Raw genomic sequence first — 24,601 nt, forward strand, 5'->3', positions numbered from 1 at the left:
ACAAGGTACCTCAGTTATGAGTTGGTTAGACTTACTAAATGACCTCGAAAGCGGCCACGTACGCGCCGCAACACAAGACGAACACGGCCAATGGCACGCCAATGTGGACGTAAAAAAAGGCATTCTCGAAGCCTTCAAAAATGGCAATAACACCGAGTTTGCGGGCGGCTTTGTTGATAAGCACAATCTAGCTCCTCGCGGTTTTAGCGCCCAAGATAATGTTCGCATGGTGCCTGGCGGTAGTGCTGTGCGTCGAGGTGCTTACGTTGCCCCTGGCACCATTATCATGCCACCTGCATATGTCAATATTGGTGCCTTCATCGATAGTGGAACTATGGTCGACAGTCATGCCTTGGTGGGATCATGTGCGCAAGTGGGCAAAAACGTTCACCTTAGCGCCGCTGTGCAACTAGGTGGCGTGCTCGAGCCAATTGGCGCTAACCCTGTAGTGATTGAAGATGATGCCTTTATCGGCGCAGGCTGTGTCATTGTCGAAGGGGTGGTGGTTCGCCAAGGTGCGGTACTCGCCCCTGGTGTACGTTTAAGCGCCACTATCCCAGTATATGACTGCGTTAACGAGCGACAACTCGATAAGGGCGAAGCGATTCCGGCCAACGCCATCGTTATACCTGGCTCGCGCCCAAGCTCTAGCACTTGGGGACGCGAACAAGGGCTCAGTATGAGCTGTGCGCTTATCGTAAAATATCGCGATCAGCACAGCGATGCATCGCTGGAGTTAGAAGAGGTATTACGCTAATGCCTGTCTCTGGCGCATTGTTAAACGCTTTTGATACCCTCACTCAGGAGCGCCAAGAACCTTGCTTTGTCTACGATCTTGACAGTCTACGTAAGCACCTTGATGAGCTGATGGCGCAAGATGTGGTGAAGTTATGGTATGCGGTAAAAGCGAATCCTTTATCTGCGGTTGTCGAGACTCTGGCAGCCGCTGGCTTTGACTTTGATGTCGCCAGCAGCGGTGAGCTCAATCAGGTGCTTTCACAATCTGTTGGTGCACAACGCATCCTCAACACCGGGCCGGCAAAATCGCGCCAGCAGTTAGGCGAATTCTTAGACGCTGGGGTACGTACCTTTGTGTTGGAGAGTATCAATCAAGTTCGCTGGCTTAATGAGCTGGCGTATAACCAAGGTATTGAAGTGGATGTGTTGCTCAGAGTGCAGTTGCGCTGGCCAGAGGGTGAGCGCAATCCGCTCGGTGGCAATACCCTGACTCCGTTTGGCTTAGCGCCAGAGCAGTGGCAAGGGCTCTACTTAGCCGACTACCCTGCGCTGAATTGCATTGGCCTCCATATTTTTCAGTGGGGCAACATGCTTGATGCGGCCCAGCTGCTTCACCTATGGCAAAGCATGTTAGCGCCATTACAAGCACTCTGTGAACGCCTTGGTTTTGCCATGCAAGTACTGGATTTAGGTGGCGGCTTAGGCGTTCCTTATGACAGCGAAAGCAGCCCGCTAAAGTGGCAGGATGTGCTCGGCGCACTGCGCGATATTAAGCGGCAAAGCGGCGTAAAAGAGTTGTGGATGGAGTTGGGCCGTTACGCCGTCGCACAATGTGGTTACTATTTAGACCCCGTCATTGAACAAAAAACAAATTATGGCGAGCGCCAACTGATCGTCGCAGGTGGTATTAACCACCTTTTACGCCCCGCTGTAGCAGGGCAAAACTTCCCCGCGCAGTTATTACGCCGAAGTACAGCCGAACAGGTAAACTATCGTATCCATGGACCTTTGTGTACGGCGCTGGATAGCCTAGGACAACACTCGCTGCCTGAGGATATTGATGAACATGATTGGCTCGTGTTTATGCAGGCCGGAGCCTATGGCTTCACCGAGAGTATGCCGTTTTTTCTGTGCCACTCATTGGCTAGTGAATACGTGTTTGAACACGGCACTTTGCGCGTGGTTCGTGAGCCACAACCGGCCAGTTTTTATCTGAGGTAAATATGCACCCTGTCAGTCAAGAAAACATTTATGTGGGTGAGGTAGCCAATGGCCTGCCATTAACCATTCCAGTTTACCGTTTAAAGGGTAATGGCACAGGTAAAAGCGTGTATATTCAGGCCAATATGCATGGCGCAGAGGTGCAAGGCAATGCTGTCATTTACCAACTATTGGAGCAGTTACAGACCCTCGAGCTTAACGGCGACATCACCCTTGTCCCCTATGCGAACCCCATTGGTTGCAACCAAAAATCAGGCGAGTTCACACTGGGCCGCTTTGACCCTATTACCGGTGTTAACTGGAATCGTATGTATCATTACGATAGCCAGTTGCCAAAGACAATGGCCGAGCAATGCGCGCACCTGTCTAGCGGCGAAATTCGCAATACATTTCAGCACGCGCTAATTGCGAGTGTCGACGCTCAACTTGAGGCCCCTGCGCACACGCTGTCAACGGGTAAGCGCATCGCTTTGCAACTTCAGCAGCTCGCACATCAGGCCGATATTGTTTTAGATTTACACACCGGACCGATATCTACTCAGCATTTGTATTGTCCTGAATATGCCCGTGCTAGCGCTAAGTATTTTAATATCGCTAACGTTTTACTTATACCCAATGAGTTCGACGGTGCCCTAGATGAAGCGGCGTTTTGCCCTTGGTGGCAACTTAAGGCTCAGCTCAATGCATTGGACTGTGCTTTTGATGTGCCTGTGGAAGCATTTACCGTTGAGCTTGGCTCACAAGAGCGTATCGACCTCAGTGCCGCTAAAGACGATGCCGACAACATTTTAACTTATCTTAACTACCAAGGCGTGTTGCAAGACGCCCCCTTCTACCCAAAAGAAATGACGCGCTATGGTTGTATGCTCAGCGATTATAAAACCTATTATGCCCCGATGGGGGGAATGGTGGAATATTTAGCCCCACTGGGGGAGCCGATTGCAGCGGGAACTCCAATCGCCAACATATTGCGTATGGAGCGATATTTAAGTGAAACGCCGCTGCACACTTTATGTGCTGACAGCGATGCGATTGCCATTCTTCATTTTGCCTCTGCGAGTGTAAATCAGGGCACTGAACTCTATAAATTCTTTACCAACACCTTCGAGTTGTAAACCATTGCGTGAGAGTCAGTGAGTTTACTCACTGCCAGTGGGCGACTTTGTCGCCCACTTTTTCAGCCTAAATTCACCCGCTTGTTGCTAAAAAGGTGTACTATTGATTTCATCTTCTGTCCCTTTTATTCAGCACACGGATTTTTATGAATTGGCGATACACTTTATTGGCTTTGACCCTGAGCGGCCATGCGTGGGCGGATGAGCCTGCAACAAATGCAAATAACGAACAAGACAATGAGCTAAGTATTGTCAAACAGTGCATTCTTAATGAAGCGATTGCCGGTGATGGTAAACAAACCTTGGATGAGCTTCGTAAAAAGTGCTCTGATTTAGAAGAAAGCAAACAGCTTACAGCCATTGATAAGCGCAAGGCTCGTGAAGAGGTGACGGAGAAAAACCGCAACGTGATCACGCCGCACAAGCGCAACTATATTTTGCCCGTGACCTACATGAAGCACCCTAATGAAGAACCCTTTGGGGATATCAGTGCTTTAGGCGACACCAATACCGGCGAAAACTTAGATAATGTTGAGATTAAGTATCAGCTGTCGCTAAAAGTACCGCTTTACGACAACTTCAGTGACGAGGACCAAGCCGTCTATTTCGGCTTTACCTTGCAATCTTATTGGCAGTATTACAACAAAGATATTTCTGCGCCATTTAGAGAAACCAATTATGAGCCGGAAATTTTTTGGATTAATTATCTAGACCCTGAAAACGTGCTTTGGGGCGACGAAATGGCCATTGCTGTGGGTGCTGTGCATCAATCCAACGGCCGTAGCCAACCTTACTCGCGTTCCTGGAACCGCTTATACGTCGACTTTATCTGGGAAAAAGACGGCTATGTATTTAGCTTTAAGCCCTGGTACCGCATCCCAGAAGATGAAAAAGAAGATCCTATGGTTGCCGATGGTGATGACAATCCAGATATTTATAAATACATGGGTTACTTTGAGCTCAAAGGCGTGCGCCGTTTCGAAGAGCATGAGTTTAGCTTTATGCTGCGCAACAATCTAAACTCGGATAATCGCGGTGCCATTCAACTAGATTGGTCTTTCCCTGTGTGGGGCCGTCTTCGTGGCTATGCTCAGTACTTTAATGGTTATGGTGAAAGCTTGATTGACTACAACCAAGATACCGAGCGCTTTGGTGTCGGTATTCTACTCACCGACCTTCTGTAGTATAAAAGAAAGCCCCGTCAGGGGCTTTTTTAATCTTACTCACTTTTAACGATAACAAAGCGGCCGGTAAACTCCCCGACCAAAATATCGCCATCATAAATGTGTACTGGCACCTGGTAACGTGCTTTCCCTTGGGTTGTTAAATCGCCAACATTCCCCTCACACTGGGTTAAATCAACCTGGGCTCTAGGCTCTTTGTTGATAGGTTTAAGGTACTTTATCTGCGCATCAGCAAGCACAATGTCCCCCATAAGTTGGGACTCTTGAAGTGCCAAATAAGTTGCTCCCCACCCTGCTAGCGTTGCCATAGAATAAACAGAGCCAGCAAACATGGTGTTGTGCACATTAACATTAGCATCCAGATCAGCACTGACACTAAACTGCCAGTCAGTATACGTTTCTACTTTGATTCCCATCTTATCGCTGATAGGAATCGATTCGCGCCAAGTGTCTTGCAAGACCTGAGTCCAATCTGGATGACGAAACCAACCTGGCTCGCTAGGGCGTTGCTTTACCATTTTCCAATGCTGCACATCACCAAAGGCAAGATGCGCTTTTTCTTTAAGCTCGTAGCCATGGCGTTGATAAAACTTCAAAGCTCGCTCGCGAGCAAACAAAACCAATTCACTCGCATCCTGATTCCAAGCTATTTTCTCCAGCTCATGTAATAGCCGGCTACCCAGATGTTGGCCTCGGTGTGCGTCATCCACAGCCATATAACGGACTTGGGCTTGTTGCGAGTTATTAAAGTGCAAACGTGCCACGGCGATCACCTCACCGTCCTTATTCTTAATAAACCGATGCTCTGACTCTTGTTCTAAATCATCCTGCTCGCTGCCTCTAGGCTGCTCCCAAGGTGCACGCAAAACTTGCCAACGTAAATGATAATAGGCCTGCCAATCATCGCTACTTTGCGGAATAGTTACTTCGAACATGCCAACTCCAGATAAAAAGTGATGCCTCACCTTACAAGATTTACCAACGGGATAAAATAAGACCAAAGCACTGCGGTTTCTCGCACCGTAAAATTTAGTGCACAATTAGGTAAAATGTCACAAGGTGTCTACGCTGTTGTTATGGAAACAGCAATCGAACATAGCGGAGCCGTCTCCGAGCACTTTGTTGCTGATTGTGCAAATATCGGCCAACTTTTGTATTGGCACAAATTCGGCTGCACAAGTATTCAGGTACGCCAACATAAACAGTTTCGCTGGTTGCTGATAAACCAAACACTGCAATCCATTATTGAGCGCAGTCGCCCTAATCACCTACTTTTTCCGCACCTACAAATTTTTGCTCAGTATTGGCACACCTTGCCCACCCCGGACAGAGTTCTGGAATTGGGGCTAGGTGGAGGGGCGATACGCAACTATTTACACCACAGCTACCCTGATACCGAGCTTATTTCCGTGGAGCAAAACCCCGATATTATTCATTGCTATAAACGCTACTTCGGTGGTCGTCATGACACCACTTTACGCTGTGCCGATGCCGAGCAAGTACTGAGTGAGCCGGGGTGTTACGACTGGATAATCATTGATTTATTCAGTGAGCTCGATGCTCCAATGTTCCTCTACAAACATCGGTTTTACGACAAAATACGCGCTGCGTTGAACCATGATGGGCACCTATTTATCAACTTCTTGGCCCACCATGAGTCACAGTTGCAGCAACTTAAACACTTGTTGATCACTTGTTTTGGCAAGCCACCCGATATGGTTAAAGTAAAAGGCTACTCCAATCATTTAGTGTTTTTGTCCCGTTAAACGGCTAAATTGAACGTCACCGGGCCATCATTGACTAATGATACTTGCATATCTGCAGCAAATTGTCCGGTCGCCACAGTGATGCCTGCTGCTTTAGCTTTATCAACAAACAGCTCATATAGCTGTCTAGCTTGTTGTGGCGTTGCCGCACTGGAAAAGCTAGGACGCATCCCTTTGCGAGTATCGGCGGCAAGCGTGAACTGCGACACCACCAAAAGCTCACCACTGGTGTCTTTTAGGCTTAAATTCATCTTACCTTGCTCATCGGTAAAAATACGATAGTGACTCACTTTATGGAGTAGTTTATCGACCTGTTGTTCACTATCGGCCTTTTCTACTCCCAATAACAGCACAATCCCTTGGTCTATTTTCCCTACTACATGCCCTTCAACTGTGACTTCGGCGCGACTAACGCGCTGTATTAATCCTTGCACTGCTGCCTCTTTAACTTCAAATACATATGATCGGTTGCCCGACATTGGGCTTGGCAATATACCTCATCAGCCAAGCTGTGACCAAGGCCTTCAAAAATATCTAAATGTGCTTGTGCGGCCGTGGCAAATGCCTGGGCTCGTGCGTATGAACACACCAAGTCGTGGCGCCCGTGAACCATCCATACCGGCAGGCCTGCGAACTCCTTGGCATGGTCCATGAGCATATTGTCACGTAGAAAAAACTGGTGCTTGAAGTAGTGCAGCTGTAGCTGTGCTCGGTTGATAAGAGCAGCGGGTTCTAGCAGTTTAATACTTGGTGCCGTGCCGCAACACAAGGTTTCCTCCCAGGCCACCCATGCTTTAGCGGCTTTGAGCTGCGTGGGCTCGCTGTCACTAAAAAGTTGCTGATGGAAACCTTCGATCAATGCTGACGTTGGCTGGTTTTGTGGGTTAAATTGGCGATAATATTCAGGGTAAAATTGTGCTCCGGCGCCACTTTTCCCCAGACACCAGTCGTAATCCTGTTGGCTTGCAAAAAAGCTGGCCCAAAGCATCAAGGCGCTTACGTGCTCACGGTGTCGCAAAGCATACACCATCGCTAGAGTAGCCCCGAAAGACTCACCACACACAACCCAGCGGCCAATTCCCAAATGACGGCGAATGCATTCGAGATCGCCAATCAAATGTTCGAGGGTATTATGCTCGCAACTATGAGGGGTGGAATTACCACACCCTCTTTGACTGAAAAGTAAAATTCGGTAGTGCTCGGGATTAAAGTGTGCGCATTCAAAGCGACTGAGCCCTCCACCAGGCCCCCCGTGACAGATAATCACCGGCAAGCCATCCCCGCTGCCATGTTCCTCAATTTCTAGTTGGTGCCCTTGTCCGACCAAGACATGGTGGGTTTTCCGTGGCGCACTAACGGGGTAGCTCAATGCCATTGTTACTCCTTAAGTGCGCGTTTCTCCTCGGCGACAATATCATCGATAGGAGGCTTGCTCACACTGATACACACAGTGAACTCTGCACCGAGTAGTACCACAGCCCACGACAGATACACCCACACAAATAAGATAGGTACTGTCGCTAGCGCCCCATAAATCACTTCATATGAGGGGAAATGACTGATGTACATAGCAAACCCCTTTTTTGTCAGCTCAAATAACAGTGCTGCAAAAATAGCCCCGGGAACCGCTGCTCTAAATGGAACTCGTGTATTTGGTACTAGAGTATAGAGCATCACAAAGCCAACAGTAGAAATAACGTAAGGAAGCGACTTTAAAACAAAACCACTAAAACCAGGAATGCCACCATCAGCAAAGGACACCAAAGACACAATGTAAGACGTGGCACCAATACTTAACCCAAGCAATACTGGCCCTAAACTCAGCACCATCCAATAAATAGCGAAAGAAATAACCGCAGGGCGTTTCTTTTTGATACGCCAAATCCGATTTAAGGTGAGATCGATATTACGTATTAAAAATAACGCCACAACAGCCAAGAAAGAGACCCCCACAGCGGTCATTTTATTCGCATTCCCTGTAAATGCGCCGATATGCTCTTTAATTACATCCGTTGAGGTGGGCACCATGTTATTAAAAATAAAGCTTTCGATAGCAATACGGGTATCTTCAAAGCCAGGAAAAGCCGAGAAAATGGCCACACCTACAGCAATTAAAGGCACTAAGGAAAGCAGGGTTACATAGGCTAGATAGCCTGCGTTAACAGTGATTTGATCTTCCATACACCGAGTAAAAAAATACCGCCACCAGCGCGGCTGTGCTTTTACCCAGATGGAGAGTTGCGCTTTGATTTTCTCACCGTTGAACTGCATGAGTTACCTAAAATATGAAAAACCTTTTGCTTATCATAGCAATCGACCACATAATTTACAGTATCAAGTATCCATACAAGGGTTGAAAATGATTAAAAAAATCGCGCTAGCTACTGCATTTATGACGCTCACAGCGTGTCAGTCCGCTTACTATTCGGCAATGGAATCTGTCGGCGTACATAAACGAGATATCCTTGTTGATCGTGTTGAGGAAACTAAAGAGTCACAGCAGGATTCTCAACAGGAATTTCAGTCAGCATTGGAGCGTTTAAGTACGTTAATTAATTTCGATGGCGGTGATTTACAAGACGCGTACGAGCAGCTCAATGATGACTATGAGTCAAGTCTCGCGGCGGCTGATGAGGTCTCAACTAACATTGATAAAGTAGAAGATGTAGCAGAAGCTTTATTTGACGAATGGGCCGATGAACTAGAAGAGTACCAAAGCGCCGCTCTAAAACGCGAAAGCAGTAAAAAGTTGCGTGCCACTGAACGCCAATTTGAGCAGCTCCTGCGCTCTATGCGCGCCAGCGAGGCGAAGATGCAACCCGTGTTAGAGTCTTTACAAGACAACGTGCTCTACCTTAAGCACAACCTCAACGCGCAAGCAATCGCCGCAATAAAAGGTGAATTCACGAATCTTAAGCGCGACATTCAAGTACTTATTGATGATATGAATCGTTCAATCGAAGACTCTAACCGCTTTATTGAGCAAATGAATCAAAGCTAACTCTCTTTGATAACCCACTGCCCGCATGATGGCGGGCATGTTCTACTTGTTGTACTACAGTAAACTGCCCCACCCCACTATCTAACTTTTCAATAGTCATGGTGAATGGCCATGCCCCTTGGCCATCGACATGTGTTAACCGCATATCCAGCACTAAATGTTCTTGCCTATCTAGGAAAAGAGTGAAATGAGCAAGACTTTATTCCAACGATTTCACACAGGTAACAACACCCAGAGCATTTGCTTTAGGCATAAAAAAACCCGCAACACAGTGCGGGTTTTTCAAATTAAGGGCTAATTAGCTCTTCTTTGACTCACGAGATGCGCGCTTACGCTCGCTCTCAGTCAATAATTTCTTACGGATACGGATGCTTTCCGGAGTCACTTCTACCAGCTCATCATCATCAATGAACTCAAGCGCTTGCTCAAGGGTCATCTTGATAGGTGGCACAAGTGTTTGCGCTTCATCAGTACCTGAAGCACGCACGTTGGTTAACTGTTTACCTTTTAGGGCATTAACCGTAAGGTCATTGTCACGGCTGTGAATACCGATAACCATACCTTCGTATACTTCAACACCATGGCCGATAAATAGCTTACCACGCTCTTGCAGGTTAAATAGCGCGTTAGTCAGCGCCTTACCTTGGGCATTCGCTATCAATACACCGTTCATACGCTGGCCGATCTTACCGCCTTTGTGTGGGCCGTAATGATCAAACGTGTGGTACATCAAACCAGAACCTGAGGTTAACGTCATGAAATCAGTCTGGAAACCAATCAAGCCACGGCTTGGGATCATAAAGTCCATACGAATACGGCCTTTACCATCTGGAGACATATCAGTCATTTCTGCTTTACGTAAACCCAGCTGCTCCATGATAGAGCCTTGGTGCTCGTCTTCACAGTCGATAGTCACTGTTTCGTAAGGTTCTTGGATTTCACCATCAACTTCACGCAAAATAACTTCTGGACGAGACACGGCAAGTTCATAGCCTTCACGACGCATGTTTTCGATAAGTACGCCCAAGTGTAGTTCACCACGGCCTGATACACGGAAGCTATCAGGGTTATCGGTCTCTTCTACGCGTAATGCCACATTATGAACTAGCTCGGCTTGCAAACGTTCAAGGATATTACGTGAGGTGACGTATTTACCTTCTTGGCCAGCAAAAGGTGAGGTATTTACAGAGAACGTCATGGTAACAGTAGGCTCATCAACACTCAGTGCTGGTAACGCTTCAACCGTGTTGACATCACAGATGGTATCCGAGATTTTCAACTCGCCAAGACCACTCACCGCGATGATGTCGCCGGCAGTTGCCTCTGTCGCATCATGACGGTCAAGACCTAAGTAAGTAAGCACTTGGCCCACTTTGCCGTTACGTTTACTGCCATCAGCACCGACAATAGTAACCTGCTGATTTACTTTCACAGTACCACGCTTAATACGGCCTACGCCGATAACGCCAACGTACGAGTTGTAATCAAGCTGTGAGATTTGCATCTGTAGCGGCCCTTCTGGATCCGCATCTGGTGCTTCAACTTCTTTCACGATGGCTTCAAACATTGGCTCCATGTTGTCAGAAGGCTCATCTAAATCGAGCGTTGCCCAACCATTAATCGCTGATGCATAAATAACTTTAAAGTCTAACTGTTCGTCGGTTGCACCTAAGTTATCGAACAAGTCAAATACTTGATCCATAACCCAATCAGGGCGTGCACCCGGCTTATCAACCTTGTTAATAACAACGATTGGCTTCAGCCCTTGCGCGAACGCTTTTTGCGTTACAAAGCGCGTCTGCGGCATTGGCCCTTCTTGTGCGTCAACAAGTAATAGTACGGAGTCAGCCATCGAAAGTACGCGCTCTACCTCGCCACCAAAGTCGGCGTGCCCAGGGGTATCGACGATATTGATATGGTAGTCTTTCCAGTTGATTGCCGTGTTTTTAGCTAGGATGGTAATACCACGTTCTTTTTCAAGATCGTTCGAGTCCATCACTCGCTCTTCGTTGCCACCACGGGTTTGTAGTGTGCCCGATTGCTCAAGCAATTTATCAACCAAAGTCGTTTTACCATGGTCAACGTGTGCGATAATCGCGATATTTCTTAACTTTTCGATGCTCATATATTTACTTAGAGGCTAACCCCATATTTCCTAAATGATCCACACCCAGCGGCGCGGGCCACCTGTGTCGAGTTTAAAAGGTCGCGTATTATCCCTTATAACGCCACTAGATGAAAGTTTATCCAGCTAATTAATTTACTTCCGTGCCTAACATAGCCTAGTCGCTTGACATAAAAATGACACCGAGACTGTGCTATCAGTGTTTTTTGGTGCGCTCACATCCTTATTTGAGTCATCCCTTGATACATGACAATGCAGCCTGAAAAATTTGCACTACAATGTAGCAAGTTCGCACCCTATTGGTGCAAAAAATAAGTTTGAGATTACCAAATAGAAAGTAACCCCCTACTAAACAGACACTTATACTTTTGGCATGGTTTAAGCTTACCCATGCACAAATGCAGTAAATTGCAGCAAATAATAATCCATAGTTGGAGGACACATGTCACAATCGGTATTAGATTTTATTAAAGAGCACGACGTAAAATTCGTTGACCTTCGTTTCACCGACACCAAAGGTAAAGAGCAGCATGTCTCTATTCCTCATCACCAGGCTGATGAAGATTTCTTTGAAGACGGTAAAATGTTTGACGGCTCTTCAATTGCAGGCTGGAAAGGCATTAACGAGTCAGACATGGTGCTGATGCCTGATGCTGAAAGCGCTAAGCTTGATCCATTCGCCGAAGAAACCACACTTATCGTACGTTGTGACGTTGTTGAACCTTCAACTCTTCAAGGCTATGAGCGCGATCCTCGCTCTGTGGCCAAGCGTGCTGAAGAATATATGCGCTCAACAGGTATTGCCGATACGATTCTGTTTGGCCCTGAACCAGAATTTTTCCTTTTTGACGATGTTAAGTACAAAACAGATATGTCTGGGTCAATGTATAAAATCGACGCTGAAGAAGCATGCTGGAACTCAGATAAAGATTACGAAGGCGGTAACACTGGTCACCGTCCTGGCGTCAAAGGTGGTTACTTCCCAGTTGCTCCAGTGGACTCATCACAAGATTGGCGTAGTGCTACTTGCATGGTGCTTGAAGAACTCGGCCAAGTCGTTGAAGCTCATCACCACGAAGTAGCAACAGCTGGCCAAAACGAAATCGCCACCCGCTTTAACACCATGGTTTTGAAAGCGGACGAAATTCAAGAGATGAAGTATGTTATTCACAACATGGCGCACCTGTATGGTAAAACCGCTACTTTCATGCCTAAGCCTGTGGTTGGCGACAACGGTTCAGGCATGCATTGTCACCAATCTCTAGGTAAAGATGGTAAGAACATCTTTGCAGGCGACAAGTATGGTGGTCTATCAGAAGAAGCGCTTTACTACATCGGTGGTATCATCAAGCACGCCAAAGCTATTAACGCCTTTGCTAACGCTTCGACAAACTCATACAAGCGCCTTGTTCCGGGTTTCGAAGCACCTGTTATGCTTGCTTATTCAGCACGTAACCGCTCAGCGTCTATTCGTATCCCTGTAGTTCCATCAGAGAAAGCTCGCCGTATTGAGGTACGCTTCCCAGACCCTACAGCGAACCCATACCTTGCCTTCTCAGCGATGCTAATGGCGGGTCTTGACGGCATTAAGAATAAGATCCACCCTGGCGACGCCATGGATAAAGATCTATATGACTTACCTGCAGAAGAGGCAGCAGAGATTCCAACAGTGGCAGCGTCATTGCAAGAAGCCCTTGATTCACTTGATGCGGATCGTGAATTCTTGACGCAAGGCGGCGTATTCACTGACGACCTTATTGATGCATACATCGGCTTGAAATCAGCTGAAGTAGAAAAGCTCAACATGACTACACACCCTGTAGAATTTGAAATGTACTACAGCGTGTAAACCGCATAACTACCACTTAGTTATATCATGTGTGTTCTCAAAGCCTGCTTAGCAGGCTTTTTTTATGGTAAAAAAGTTGTAAATAGACTAAAGTTAGGGTTTAACCAAGTAATTGGTTAATTTTCGGCTAACTATAAGAATAATAAACGTAAAATAGGAAGTAGCGTGACAACGAAGTGGTCTATCTTATGCGTTTTCATGGTTCTGGGTTTGAGTGCCTTTAACGCCAACGCAACCAATAAAAGCATCTATGTATGGAAGGATGAGAACGGTGTATTAGTTTTTTCTGACTCTCCAAGAAAAGGAGCTGAGAAGGTAAAGTTAAACTCCCCAGCGATGAGTATGCCCTCAACTGACACGCAAATTCTTGAGCAAGATAATAGCGCTGACCAAGGAGTTAATTTCTCCGTCGCTATTACCACTCCAAATCAAGAAGAAACAATTCGTGATAACACAGGCTCTGTACATGTTACCGGCCAAGTATCACCGCGCTTTATGCAAGGCCACCGCGTGCAACTTATGCTCGACGGAAAGCCTTACGATAAACCACAATCATCAACGGTGTTTGTTATGCGTAATGTTGATAGAGGGGCGCATCAAGTACGGTTGCGCCTAGTGGATGGCAATGGTAAACAGCTGGCCACTTCTGAACCTGTGACATTTTATTTGCATCGCCGTTCAGTGATCACAGGCCCTTAAGCTGCATATCACTCCGGGTTGCGCACCGATTGGGCAACCCGGCTAAATACTGCTAAGATAACTCGCACCAAGTTGGTGCAATACCGAAATTAATAATGAAGCTTCCTCGTGATTTTTTCCAACAAATGTGGGAAAACCTACATACCGCTATTTTAGTCTTAGACCAAGATTTCAATCTGGTGTATGCCAATACCAGCTGTACCGAACTCCTTGGGCTAGGCTTAAAACGCATTGTGGGCCAGCCTTTCAAAGCATTATTTAATTACCACTCGGTAGAATTAGAGCGCATCGCTGACTATACCCTTAAACAAGGGGTCGATTGCCACCAACACAGAGCTGACGTGGTATTCGTAGACTCTCGCCATGCCAATTTGGCGCTCAACTGTCGGCGTTTAAGCCACCAAGATCAGTATTTTCTGCTGTTTGAAATTCGCCAAACCGACGAAGAAATTCGCCTTGATCAGGCGTCTAACCAAATGCATCAACACCAAGCGGCGCGTACCTTAATTCGTAACCTTGCTCATGAAATTAAAAATCCTTTAGGAGGAATACGCGGAGCGGCGCAATTATTGCAATGTGAGGTTGATCAGCAGGAGCGGGATGAATGTGCACAGCTTATTATTGATGAGGCTGACCGTTTACGCCATTTAGTAGACAAGTTACTCGGCCCGAATCAGCGTTTACAAAAACAGGCTATTAATATTCACCAAACACTGGAGAATGTTTTACGCCTTTGCACTTTGGATAGCAGCAAGGCAATTACCTTGCACAAAGATTATGATCCGAGCATTCCAGATGTAAAAGCTGATGGTGATAAGTTGCAACAAGTGCTTCTCAATATCGTGCGCAATGCTATGCAAGCACTCAGTGAAGGGGGCCATATTAATGTTAAAACCCGAGTGCGATACCATGTACGCCGACACGATACGACACTAAAAAAAGCCCTGCAGATCAAAATAACTGATAACGGCCCGGGCATTGCTCCGGAGGTTAGAGAGACCTTGTTCTACCCCATGGTGACCAATAAAGAGGGGGGCTCAGGGTTAGGGTTATCTATCGCCCAAACTCTCATAGACCAACACCAAGGGTTTATCGAATGCGATAGCTGGCCGGGCCATACCGAGTTTACACTATACTTGCCACTGTAATTGGGCCACGAGGTATACGATGAAATCTGTTTGGCTAGTCGATGATGATGCGTCAATTCGCTTTGTATTACAAAAAGCACTCTCCCGTGCAGGCTATGAGGTAGAAAGTTTCGCCAACGCCCATGATGTACTCAGTGCCTTGGAGTTTTCAAAACCGGCCGTGTTGCTCTCGGATGTGCGCATGCCGGGTATGGATGGCATGCGCTTATTGGAGCAGATCAGCGAAGATAACCCCAATCTGCCGGTGATCATTATGACGGCCCATTCAGATTTAGACTCTGCAGTGCAGGCATTCCAAAAAGGCGCCTTTGAATACCTAGCTAAGCCCTTCGACCTAGAAGAAGCTGTTAGTGTTGTTGAGCGAGCCATGCGTGCGCATTCGCAGAAAAAAGCGAAAAAGGCCAATAGTGAACAAAAGCGTTCAGTTATTATCGGTGAAGCCCCCGCCATGCAAGAGGTGTTTCGCGCCATTGGCAAATTGAGCGCATCAAGCATGAGCGTACTTATCAATGGCGAGTCTGGCACCGGTAAAGAGCTGGTTGCCAGTGCCTTACACCAGCACAGCCCACGTAAAGACAATCCGTTTATCGCCTTAAATATGGCGGCCATCCCTAAGGATTTGGTGGAGTCAGAGTTATTTGGTCACGAGAAAGGCGCGTTTACTGGGGCTGACAGCGTTCGTAAAGGGCGCTTTGAACAAGCAAATGGCGGAACGCTCTTCCTTGATGAAATTGGCGATATGCCACTTGATGTGCAAACTCGCCTATTGCGTGTACTCGCCGATGGCGAATTCTACCGTGTGGGCGGCCATCAAAGTATAAAAGTTGATGTGCGCATCATCGCTGCCACTCACCAGGATTTAGAGCGTTTAGCTCAACAAGGTAAGTTTCGAGAAGACTTGTTCCACCGCTTAAATGTGGTTCGCTTAAAGCTGCCAGCTTTGCGAGAACGTCCAGAGGACATAGAGCAACTGGCAGAGTACTTCCTCAATAAAAGCGCACAAGAGTTAAAAATTGATAGCAAGACGCTAAGCCCTCAAGCATGCGATCAAATGCGCTTGTTCAATTGGCCTGGAAATGTGCGGCAACTTGAAAACACCTGTCGCTGGCTAACGGTAATGGCTCCCGGTGAGTACGTAACCGCAGAAGACTTGCCGCCAGAAATACTCAATGCGCAAACGTCTCAAGTTGATGCCGATTGGTTGGACTTATTCCAACAATGGCTAAACAATGAGTTTAAGCAAGGCAAAGACAATGTCTGGCCAGAAATTCAGGCACAGCTGGAAACAAGGCTGATTAAATCGGCCCTTGCAAGCTGTGGAGGGCATAAACAGGATGCTGCTCAACGCATCGGTTGGGGCCGCAACACGTTGACGCGTAAGCTAAAAGAGCGCAATATAAACGCCAATTAACGCACCGACGAAGAGGATAGGCATGAAGCTGATTGAACATATTGCCATGTATAAACGCATGGAGATTATCAATCGCGTGCCTTTCTTTCGCAGCTTTGAGTTAGCCGAGCGGCAAATGCTCTTAGAGTCATTTTCGCAGCTGTACTTATGCCAACAAGGGCGCTACGTATTCAAGTTGCACGAGCAAAGCCAGCAGCTATATATCGTGTTAAGCGGCGAGCTGGTAGTGTTCCGCCAATCTGACCATAAAGAACTGGGCCATATTCGACCTGGCGACTTTGTCGGTGAAGGTGCCTTTATTGCCCACCGCGAGCGCAGCACCAATGCCAAAGCGCTCACCGACACCATAGTGTTAGCCATTGAGCCACTGGCTTTAACTAAATTACCTGTGGTGGTGCGTGAGAAAATAAAAGATCAATTGATACTCGGTATGAGCGAGCGCATCGCCCGCCTCAGTAGCCTGTTAGAGCGCCATACTCCTTAGCGAAAATGCCGCCACGCACTCGCTAACGCACGTAAATCCTCGACTCCGCACCATGCTTGCAGCTCCGATTCATCAAGTGCGAGGTCATCCCCACTATAAAGCGCCAATGTCTGCTCGTCGTCATGAAATAAGCCATGACTTTGAAAACACGCCTCACCATCACCGAGTAGCAACCTCATTTCTCGTCCCTGCACGAGCTGCTCTGCAGTGCTATCAAGAGCGGTAAAAAACGCTTCAATGAGCTCATCGTTTTCATAGAGCTCGTCATTGAACCAACGGGCAATAAGCCGGTGTTCGTCAGATATTTTTACCCGCTTGCCCCATGTTGGGTCTAAGTAGAGTTGATATTCCATAATAGTGCTGCCAAAAAGATGCGGCGCGCATAATAGCAATATCGATACGCTAAATCGAGCTGCTCGGTGTACTGCGATATCAGCACTAACGGCATCATGTTAGTATACGCCTACCCTGTCGGCTTCCTATATCGATTATGTTCAACACCCTAGCAATAATTTTCCCACTCATTTTCGTGGCGACAGCCGGTTACATTAGTGCAGCACGCTCGTTTTTAACAGCCGAACACCTTAGTGGCATAAGCCGCTTTGTATTTTACATCAGCATCCCGGCTTTTTTGTTTGTTAATATGTCCCAAGCTGAGCTCAGCAAAGCAGTCAGCCTCGATGTCATGCTTAGCTTCTATCTTCCCGTTATCGGCCTGTATCTACTGGTACTGGGGTTTTATCGGTGCCGCTGTGGGCAGTGGAGTATAAGCGCCATTCGCGCGCTTGGGGCGTGTTATTCCAATACTGTACTTATCGGTTTACCTATCGCGATGCAAGCACTCGGTAAGCATGTAGCCGCAACGGTTTTCGTCATCATTACCTTTCATAGTGCGTTATTGTTTTTGCTAACTTACAGCTTCGCCGGTAAAGAACAGCGCGTTACTTGGCCAAACATCATCCGGCAATTAGTTATCAACCCGGTAATACTGGCAATTGCCCTAGGGCTGTTAGCGAATGCAGTCAATTTAGCGCTACCCCAGGTAATCAATGAAGGACTGACATTATTGGCAGAGCCAGCCATCGCCGGCGCCTTATTTGTGCTTGGGGCAAACCTGCACCATTATCAGATCAAGCCAGGCATCAAATCGGCTCTTACGTTAACCTTGTTAAAGCTCGCAGTATTGCCGACGCTTGTATACCTAACCGCGACCTACGGGTTTGCTTTAGCTCAAGAGCAAACCTTGCTTTTGGTGCTACTTAGCGCCTCTCCTTTAGGGGTTAATGCGTATTTGGTGAGCAAACAATTGCAACGAGAGTCAGCCACCTTAGCCAGTGCGGTTGTGCTCAGCACGCTATTAAGTGTGGTGAGCTTTGTTTTATGGCTGGCTGTATTAAGCTCATAAAAAAGCCCCTCTGCGAGGGGCTTAATAATGCACTTTAACAGTAATAATTAGAACTTAGCTCTAATACCAACATAGAAGCGCTGACCGATAGGGTCATAAGTACCCGCATCAGTTTCTGTGCCAGTGTCATTACCTGATATACCCGTTAAGATACGTGGTGCTTCGTTATCAAGTAAGTTATCAACACCACCATATAGCTCGTATTGCTCAGTGATGTAGTAAGATAGCTGAATATCGTGATACACCTCACTGCCAATACCGATATAACCTGCAGGTAAACCATCTGGCGCACTGTCGCTTACAAGGCCAGCTAAGAATTGATCATCAAAGTCAGCTGCGCCAATATAGGTCATTGACCAGTTGAAACTGAAATCATCGACGTCATAGCCAAACGTCCAGTTTGCTTTGTGCTCAGAGTACCCAATTTCTCCCGCCCAGTTGTCCTTATCAGCACCTGGTAATGGAATATCGTAACCATCAATTAGGTAAGTATAAGCTAGACGCGACTTGAACATACCTGGACCTAGGTCAGTTGAGTAAGTTGCAGTTAAGTCGACACCCTCAGTTGCGGTACCACCACTGTTTGATTGGCCTGAATCGATAAACTCAATAGAGCCCGCACTGTTATTACCAGCATTCGTTGGACGACGTGTTATGAAATCACAGAAGCTTGTATCACCACCGCCATAACATTGATCAAGAATGAATTGACGAGGAGTTGATACGATTGCATCTTCGATTTCAATATCGAAATAGTCGATAGTGATATCTAGGCCTGAGATAATGTTCTCAGGAGTTAACACGATACCGACCGTGAAAGAGTCACCCACTTCCTCGGTTAGCTCAGTGTTACCACGGTTGAAACCACTGATACCTTGAATATCAGATTGATTCAGTGTGAACTCACCGTTTTCAGCGATGTTCGCAGCTACGCCAGCATCAGCACGACATGCATCCGCTGCAGCGCCGCTTGAAGAAGCAGTGACACCATTACAAGGGTCGATAAGATCACTTGGGAAAGTCTGGCTAGGTGGTGAGTACAACTCGTCGATGTTAGGAGCACGAGTTGAACGAGCGCGCGTTGCACGAACACGCACACCATCAACGACAGTCCAATCTAAGCCCACGTTCCAGCTTTCAGTATTGCCTACTGTAGAATAGTCAGAAAGGCGTACTGCTGCTTTGAGTGACAAGCTATCTAGTACAGGAACGTTCGCTTCAACATAATATTCGGTAACGTCAAACTCACCCTCTGTAGCAGGAATAGCATTACCTGCGTTCAAGCCAGCTTGCTGCAGGGCATCGAACTCACTGCGTGAGAACTCTTCACGGTACTCTGCACCGAACGCCACACCAACATAACCAGCAGGCAGTTCAAATAGCTCACCAGTGAAGTTAGCACCAATAATTTCCTGCTCTACTCGCGTTGACAACATACTTGGCGCTTTAACATAGTCGAATGCGTCGCTAGTGATTGAGTTAAAACCAAATACATTAATTGGTGTACACCCGAAACCACGTGCTGTCTCATCAAGACAGATTGCTTCATCTGTAATGCCATCGCCATCCAGATCTTGGGTATCTGTAACCGCTTCTAATGCATAACGGAAGTTTTGCACGTTAACTAGGCCATTAGAAACTTGGTTTTCTTTCGTTTTGCCGTAGATGTAATAAGCATCATAGTACCAGTTATCACTGATTTGGCCTTCAAAACCTGTAGTAAAGCGGAAGGTATCACGATCAGCCTGATAGCCTCGGTTACCAATGTCAGCTAGACGCTTAGCGAAGAAAATATCCCTCATACCATCGCCATCAGTGTCTGTAGCGCTGTTATAAATGGCATCTGGAACATATGGGTTACGCAGAAGCTCACCGTTTCGCATAAACTCAATAGGTACCCGACCATTGCTGTAAATATCATCTGATGCGAACGGGAAAGGCTCGAGTTCAGTTACCGATGTTGTCGCTGCATAGGTCGCTTCGTAAAAGAACTTATGGTTATCATCAAGCTCATAACTACCATTGGATGCGAAAAGGTAACGTTCGGTTGGGATCGCAATAGTACGACGCCCAGAACGGTTAAAGCCATCGGCAGGACCGTTATCACCGTTGGTGTCAAAACCTTCTTTTAAGTTGTTGTTTTCATCAAAAGTGAAACGTGTATCGCCAGCATCAAAACGACCCTGAGGTGAGAAGCTTGAGTAGTAAGGGCGGACATATTCAAAAATTGAACCTGGGTTTTCATACGGGTCGTTGAAATAGATAGCCGAAATTTGGTCAACAGCTGAGATATCACGGTCACGTGAATATACTGCACCCTGGTCAGAATAGCCGAGGTGGAACATAACTTGACCTGCACCATCAGAGGTTGTTGTTCCGGTTGTTACAGAAAACTGCTTCTCAGTGTTGTCACCCTCTGCAGATTCCCCATACTGACCTTCAAACTCTATACCTTCAAAATCATCTTTGAGCACAAAGTTAACAACACCAGCCACAGCGTCTGAACCATATACCGAAGACGCACCACCGGTCATAATTTCTACGCGTTCAACAAATTGCGCTGGGATAGTATTTAAATCGACAGCCGAGCTGCCAGGAACACCTGAAACGTAGCGACGACCATTAACTAGCACTAGGGTACGCGCTGTACCCAAGTTACGTAGATCGACAGTAGCAACACCGCCACTGGATGTAGAGAAGTTAGAGTTAGTTCGACTTATTGCTGGGGTACCAAAGGTTGGATTTTCCATTAATAAGTCTTGTAGGTTTAGAGTACCAGACTTATCAATACTGGCACCGTCAAGTACTTGAATCGGTGAAGCTGACATTGCTTCGGCTGAACGAATCCGCGATCCGGTAACCTGAATACGCTCTACTTCTTCAACACCTTCCTCAGCCGCATGGGATAAACCGGAGTATGCACCTAAGCTAGCCGCACAGAGCGCCAACTTTATACCTGTTGATACTTTGCTATAGTTTTTCATTTTGTCTTTCCCTGTAAGGTTTCCATTATAGATATATAATAAAAACAAACCTAATATTATGTTCACCTTGAGATAACAAGGTGAACATAATATTAATCACAAAGAATAAAAACTCAACATTCACATGGTGTTACGAGCCATATCAAAGTACCAAAAGCAGAACAATAAAAGCCCATAATGTTAAATTAATGAGAATAGAACTTATATTTTCGATATTTATTTACAAAAAAAAGGGGTTTATAAGTAGAACGCGTGAATAGGTGTTTTTTAAGCAACAATAAAAGTTTTTAACCTCAAAATGTTGCTAAATTGATAACAAAATAAACACCCCTCATTATTGAGGGGTATATTATCGCGGCTATGCTAATAATCTCGGCGATACTTCGCAGCGTCGATAATGGCCCACACATAAGCAATTGCGGCGATGATACCCGGTACAATCAACCACCACAGTGCCGCACCACCGAAAACAAAAATCGCAAAAAGCAGCGCGGCTAAGATGCGACCTTGAACAAGTTGTCCTAACCCAGGGAAAAACACGTTACATAGCGCCGCAATGACATTACCACCAGAGCCTTGTCCTGACATAATTACCTCAATATATAGTTAGTTTCTCTTTTACTTATCAAGTTTCAGGCCAAGTAAAAATAGCTTTACTTTCAATATGTTAAAAATAAACGCTTGGATAACAAAAGCATAATTTAGTTGTTCATGCTAAAAGTTAGCCTTTTTTGCTGACCATGAAATATGTTAATACAGGTTCATACAGAATAAAAATACATCATCAGGCTATGTTAACAACATTATCTCGCCCACTCGCAGCGCTAGTGGAAAAGTACTTACCCGACCCTCTTGTTATAGTGATCTTGCTTACATTCTTAGCGATGTTCAGTGCTTTGCTATCTACACCTCACTCGCCAACTGCCATATTGACTATGTGGGGAAGTGGCTTAAGCAACCTACTGAGCTTTGCAATGCAGATGTTATTGGTGTTAGTCAGCGGCTACCTATTGGCCACAACGCCCGTTGTATCACGGTACTTACATGCCGTGGCGCGGCGATTAAAATCACCTGCTTTAGCAGTTATAGTAACAACCTTTGTAGCTATGCTAGCAAGTTGGATTAACTGGGGCTTTGGCTTGGTCGCTGGTGCATTATTTGCCAAAGCCGTGGCACAATACTGCCGTATCGACTATCGCGTCTTAGTGGCCAGCGCTTACTCAGGGTTTATTGTTTGGCATGGCGGGCTTTCTGGTTCTGTGCCATTGACTATAGCGACACCGGGACACTTCAGCGAAAGTGAAATTGGTCTTCTACCCACGAGTGATACGCTATTTTCAATCCTGAACCTGTCTTTATTGCTAGGGTTATCTATCTTACTACCTACTATCAATTATTTATTATTACCTAAGCCTCAGCACAGCGTTTATGTAGACCGTACACGTTTACAATCCAAGGATAAAACTGTAAAGCCGCCAGCGAAAGGAATAGACCACGCTCGTTGGCCGTGTGTTGTAGTTGGCTTACTGGGTCTCAGCTACCTAGCTCATTTCTTTGTGCAACAGCAGGGCGGGCTTAATCTTAACGTTGTTATTGCGCTGTTTTTATTTTGCGCTTTTTTACTACATCACAGCACACACTCTCTGCTTGAGCATCTGTATGAGGCTGTTCGCAGTGGCAGTGGCATTGTTATCCAATTTCCTTTCTATGCAGGGCTGATGGCCATAATGAGTGAGAGCGGGCTTGCTGAGAATATATCGGCCGCACTGATGTCTTTAGCGAATAGCCAAACGCTGCCTCTTTTAAGTTTCTTGAGCGCTGGATTGGTCAACATATTTGTCCCCTCAGGAGGAGGCCAGTGGGCGCTTCAAGCACCTCTTGTTATTCCTGCCGCACAAGCGTTAGAAGTCCCTATCGCTTCAGTTGCTATGGCTGTCGCTTGGGGAGACGCTTGGACTAACCTTATTCAACCTTTTTGGGCTATCCCTGTACTGGCGATTGCTGGGTTAAAAGCAAAAGACATTATGGGCTTTTGTATCATTCAATTACTCATCACTGGTGGCTACATCAGTGTTATTTTGCTGACAGTGGCATAAAGCAATACAAAAGGATGGGTTTTTAGATAATTACCAATAATTCTCGTGTCATTTAGTTGCAGGGCTTAGCAACCACTTCTACATTACAATAAGGGATTAGAGGGAGAATGGATGAAAACTTACACGCAAGCCAATCTGCAACATAAATACCGTGTTGCCATCGTCGACGACTCACCAGCCATTTTGGTGGTGCTGCGCGCGGTGTTTAATGAGCTAGGTATTGAGGAAGTGTCTACATTCGATGACGCTGAGTCGGCCTATGCGGCGATCGAAAAAGCACCTAGTCTTTACGATATTGTGTTAACAGATCTGAACATGCCCGGCATGGACGGTATGGCTTTTATGCGTAAACTCGGGGAGCTCAAATACGGAGGAGCTGTTGTCATTGTATCCGAGATGCATCCAGAGATCATAGCCCTTGCCGCACGCGTAGCTAGGCAGCACCAAGTGCATTTGTTGGGAAATATAGAAAAACCCGTGCACTTGCATTATGTTGAGCACCTAATTCAGAAACTTGAATGTTTACATGCTTCTTCTAGAGACCCTTTGCGCACCGTTTCTGAAATCGCTCTTTTAGACGCCATTAGTCACAGCCGTGTCCTTCCTCTTTACCAGCCCAAGCGCCACATTAGTAACGGTAAAGTGGTGAGCCTAGAAGTGATGTCACGCATACTTCCCCGCTATCAAGATAGTGATTCCATGCCTGAGTGCTTCGTTGACGTTGCTCGTGACAATGAGTTACTTAACTTATTGACCTTTCAGCTAATTGAGAAGGCTGCCAAAGATTTAAGTTCTTTTCGGCACGCTTATGGCTCGCACCTAAAGTTGGCAATTAATCTCCACCCTTGCCAGCTCGCAGACCTTAGTTGTCCTGACAAGTTAGCGTTAATATTATCACTTAATCAGCTTGCTCCAGCAGACATCTTAATTGAAATGACAGAACATCAACCACTTAATGATAAGCATATTCTAGAGACCATTAGCCGCTTGAAGATGCGTGGATTTGAGCTTTCTTTAGACGACTTCGGCAGTGGTTTTACTGAAGAGGAGCAACTGAGGAGTTTGCCACTTGATGAAATCAAAGTGGGACAACCTCTCATTTCTCATATTGAACGCGACAATTTTGCGCAGCAGATAGTCTATCGCTTGGATGATTTGGCCACTGACCGCAAGTTACGCTTATGTGCCGTTGGATTAAGCAGCACGCAGGAGTTAGACTACTTAGCTCAACGCTTTCCACATATGTATGTTCAGGGGCCACTGGTGTGCAAGCCCCTTTCTCGAGAGGGTTTACTCGTCTGGCTTGAACAACAAACAACACAAGCTAGCAACTGAGTGAGCCCACCTTTGAAACAGTTGTTAACAATCTAAGCGT

Annotated in this window: 23 protein-coding genes; 14 read left to right on the top strand and 9 right to left on the bottom strand. The window is 46.4% G+C overall.

Going from position 1 to position 24,601, the window contains the following annotated elements; genetic code table 11:
* Positions 1-16 precede the first annotated feature (16 nt).
* From PRUTH_RS11455 to PRUTH_RS11470, 4 genes are all read left to right on the top strand, one after another.
* The gene (locus PRUTH_RS11455; protein ID WP_151173312.1) at positions 17-757 is read left to right on the top strand and encodes a 2,3,4,5-tetrahydropyridine-2,6-dicarboxylate N-succinyltransferase; all 741 of its coding nucleotides are present in this window, start codon (positions 17-19) and stop codon (positions 755-757) included.
* Positions 757-1,959 (top strand): PLP-dependent decarboxylase, encoded by a 1,203-nt coding sequence (locus PRUTH_RS11460; RefSeq protein WP_151173313.1) that lies wholly within the window; start codon positions 757-759, stop codon positions 1,957-1,959. The genes PRUTH_RS11455 and PRUTH_RS11460 overlap by 1 nt, the downstream gene beginning before the upstream one ends.
* Positions 1,960-1,961: 2 nt before the next feature.
* On the top strand, positions 1,962-3,074 hold the full coding sequence (locus tag PRUTH_RS11465; protein WP_151173314.1) for a succinylglutamate desuccinylase/aspartoacylase family protein: 1,113 nt from the start codon (positions 1,962-1,964) through the stop codon (positions 3,072-3,074).
* 146 nt (positions 3,075-3,220) lie between these two features.
* Positions 3,221-4,258 (top strand): phospholipase A, encoded by a 1,038-nt coding sequence (locus tag PRUTH_RS11470; RefSeq protein WP_022946676.1) that lies wholly within the window; start codon positions 3,221-3,223, stop codon positions 4,256-4,258.
* A 35-nt stretch (positions 4,259-4,293) separates the two neighbouring features.
* Here PRUTH_RS11470 and PRUTH_RS11475 read toward each other — a convergent pair whose 3' ends face one another.
* Complete coding sequence (locus PRUTH_RS11475; protein WP_022946677.1) at positions 4,294-5,193, bottom strand: bifunctional GNAT family N-acetyltransferase/hotdog fold thioesterase; 900 nt, start codon at positions 5,191-5,193, stop codon at positions 4,294-4,296.
* A 141-nt stretch (positions 5,194-5,334) separates the two neighbouring features.
* Between PRUTH_RS11475 and PRUTH_RS11480 the strand changes: the two genes are divergently transcribed.
* Positions 5,335-6,024 carry a spermidine synthase gene (locus tag PRUTH_RS11480; protein WP_151173315.1) on the top strand — a complete coding sequence of 230 codons (690 nt, stop codon included), beginning with the start codon at positions 5,335-5,337 and terminating at the stop codon, positions 6,022-6,024.
* Here the strand turns inward: PRUTH_RS11480 and dtd are convergent.
* From dtd to PRUTH_RS11495, 3 genes are read right to left on the bottom strand one after another with little or no spacing between them, the layout of a single operon-like run.
* Positions 6,021-6,458 (bottom strand): D-aminoacyl-tRNA deacylase, encoded by a 438-nt coding sequence (gene dtd / locus PRUTH_RS11485; RefSeq protein ID WP_151173316.1) that lies wholly within the window; start codon positions 6,456-6,458, stop codon positions 6,021-6,023. The genes PRUTH_RS11480 and dtd overlap by 4 nt on opposite strands.
* The gene (locus PRUTH_RS11490; RefSeq protein ID WP_151173317.1) at positions 6,446-7,399 is read right to left on the bottom strand and encodes an alpha/beta fold hydrolase; all 954 of its coding nucleotides are present in this window, start codon (positions 7,397-7,399) and stop codon (positions 6,446-6,448) included. Before PRUTH_RS11490 ends, dtd begins: the two co-directional genes overlap by 13 nt.
* A gap of 2 nt (positions 7,400-7,401) precedes the next feature.
* Positions 7,402-8,295 carry a virulence factor BrkB family protein gene (locus PRUTH_RS11495; RefSeq protein WP_130148017.1) on the bottom strand — a complete coding sequence of 298 codons (894 nt, stop codon included), beginning with the start codon at positions 8,293-8,295 and terminating at the stop codon, positions 7,402-7,404.
* Positions 8,296-8,383: 88 nt separating this feature from the next.
* Between PRUTH_RS11495 and PRUTH_RS11500 the strand changes: the two genes are divergently transcribed.
* On the top strand, positions 8,384-9,025 hold the full coding sequence (locus PRUTH_RS11500) for a DUF2959 domain-containing protein (protein ID WP_026111368.1): 642 nt from the start codon (positions 8,384-8,386) through the stop codon (positions 9,023-9,025).
* On the opposite strand, the gene PRUTH_RS19135 is transcribed toward PRUTH_RS11500, so the two are convergent.
* Complete coding sequence (locus PRUTH_RS19135; RefSeq protein WP_170268937.1) at positions 9,000-9,170, bottom strand: hypothetical protein; 171 nt, start codon at positions 9,168-9,170, stop codon at positions 9,000-9,002. The genes PRUTH_RS11500 and PRUTH_RS19135 overlap by 26 nt on opposite strands.
* A 153-nt stretch (positions 9,171-9,323) precedes the next feature.
* Complete coding sequence (gene typA, locus PRUTH_RS11505) at positions 9,324-11,150, bottom strand: translational GTPase TypA (RefSeq protein WP_022946684.1); 1,827 nt, start codon at positions 11,148-11,150, stop codon at positions 9,324-9,326.
* A 442-nt stretch (positions 11,151-11,592) separates the two neighbouring features.
* On the opposite strand from typA, the gene glnA reads away from it, so the two are divergent.
* The 5 genes from glnA (at position 11,593) to PRUTH_RS11530 (ending at position 16,741) form a co-directional block, all read left to right on the top strand.
* The gene (gene glnA / locus PRUTH_RS11510) at positions 11,593-12,999 is read left to right on the top strand and encodes a glutamate--ammonia ligase (RefSeq protein WP_022946685.1); all 1,407 of its coding nucleotides are present in this window, start codon (positions 11,593-11,595) and stop codon (positions 12,997-12,999) included.
* A gap of 165 nt (positions 13,000-13,164) precedes the next feature.
* On the top strand, positions 13,165-13,698 hold the full coding sequence (locus PRUTH_RS11515) for a DUF4124 domain-containing protein (protein ID WP_026111369.1): 534 nt from the start codon (positions 13,165-13,167) through the stop codon (positions 13,696-13,698).
* 95 nt (positions 13,699-13,793) lie between these two features.
* Positions 13,794-14,846: a nitrogen regulation protein NR(II) gene (gene glnL, locus PRUTH_RS11520; protein ID WP_151173318.1), complete on the top strand. Its 1,053-nt coding sequence runs from the start codon at positions 13,794-13,796 to the stop codon at positions 14,844-14,846.
* 19 nt (positions 14,847-14,865) lie between these two features.
* Positions 14,866-16,257, top strand: coding sequence for a nitrogen regulation protein NR(I) (ntrC, locus tag PRUTH_RS11525; protein ID WP_022946688.1), 1,392 nt, complete (start codon positions 14,866-14,868; stop codon positions 16,255-16,257).
* Between the two features lie 22 nt (positions 16,258-16,279).
* On the top strand, positions 16,280-16,741 hold the full coding sequence (locus tag PRUTH_RS11530) for a cyclic nucleotide-binding domain-containing protein (protein ID WP_045980464.1): 462 nt from the start codon (positions 16,280-16,282) through the stop codon (positions 16,739-16,741).
* Here the strand turns inward: PRUTH_RS11530 and PRUTH_RS11535 are convergent.
* Positions 16,738-17,094 (bottom strand): YacL family protein, encoded by a 357-nt coding sequence (locus tag PRUTH_RS11535; protein ID WP_151173319.1) that lies wholly within the window; start codon positions 17,092-17,094, stop codon positions 16,738-16,740. The genes PRUTH_RS11530 and PRUTH_RS11535 overlap by 4 nt on opposite strands.
* 137 nt (positions 17,095-17,231) lie before the next feature.
* On the opposite strand from PRUTH_RS11535, the gene PRUTH_RS11540 reads away from it, so the two are divergent.
* A complete protein-coding gene (locus PRUTH_RS11540; RefSeq protein WP_151173320.1) occupies positions 17,232-18,146 on the top strand; it encodes an AEC family transporter in 915 nt (304 codons plus the stop codon).
* Between the two features lie 47 nt (positions 18,147-18,193).
* Here the strand turns inward: PRUTH_RS11540 and PRUTH_RS11545 are convergent, their stop codons facing one another.
* Together PRUTH_RS11545 and PRUTH_RS11550 are read right to left on the bottom strand one after the other, a co-directional pair.
* Complete coding sequence (locus tag PRUTH_RS11545) at positions 18,194-21,130, bottom strand: TonB-dependent receptor domain-containing protein (RefSeq protein ID WP_151173321.1); 2,937 nt, start codon at positions 21,128-21,130, stop codon at positions 18,194-18,196.
* Between the two features lie 363 nt (positions 21,131-21,493).
* Positions 21,494-21,718, bottom strand: coding sequence for a hypothetical protein (locus tag PRUTH_RS11550; RefSeq protein ID WP_022946693.1), 225 nt, complete (start codon positions 21,716-21,718; stop codon positions 21,494-21,496).
* 203 nt (positions 21,719-21,921) lie between these two features.
* Between PRUTH_RS11550 and PRUTH_RS11555 the strand changes: the two genes are divergently transcribed.
* Both PRUTH_RS11555 and PRUTH_RS11560 read left to right on the top strand, forming a co-directional pair.
* Complete coding sequence (locus PRUTH_RS11555) at positions 21,922-23,226, top strand: short-chain fatty acid transporter (protein WP_151173322.1); 1,305 nt, start codon at positions 21,922-21,924, stop codon at positions 23,224-23,226.
* A 111-nt stretch (positions 23,227-23,337) separates the two neighbouring features.
* Positions 23,338-24,561, top strand: coding sequence for an EAL domain-containing response regulator (locus PRUTH_RS11560; RefSeq protein ID WP_151173323.1), 1,224 nt, complete (start codon positions 23,338-23,340; stop codon positions 24,559-24,561).
* Positions 24,562-24,601 lie beyond the last annotated feature (40 nt).

Source organism: Pseudoalteromonas ruthenica (genome assembly GCF_008808095.1).
Classification (GTDB): Bacteria; Pseudomonadota; Gammaproteobacteria; order Enterobacterales; family Alteromonadaceae; genus Pseudoalteromonas; species Pseudoalteromonas ruthenica.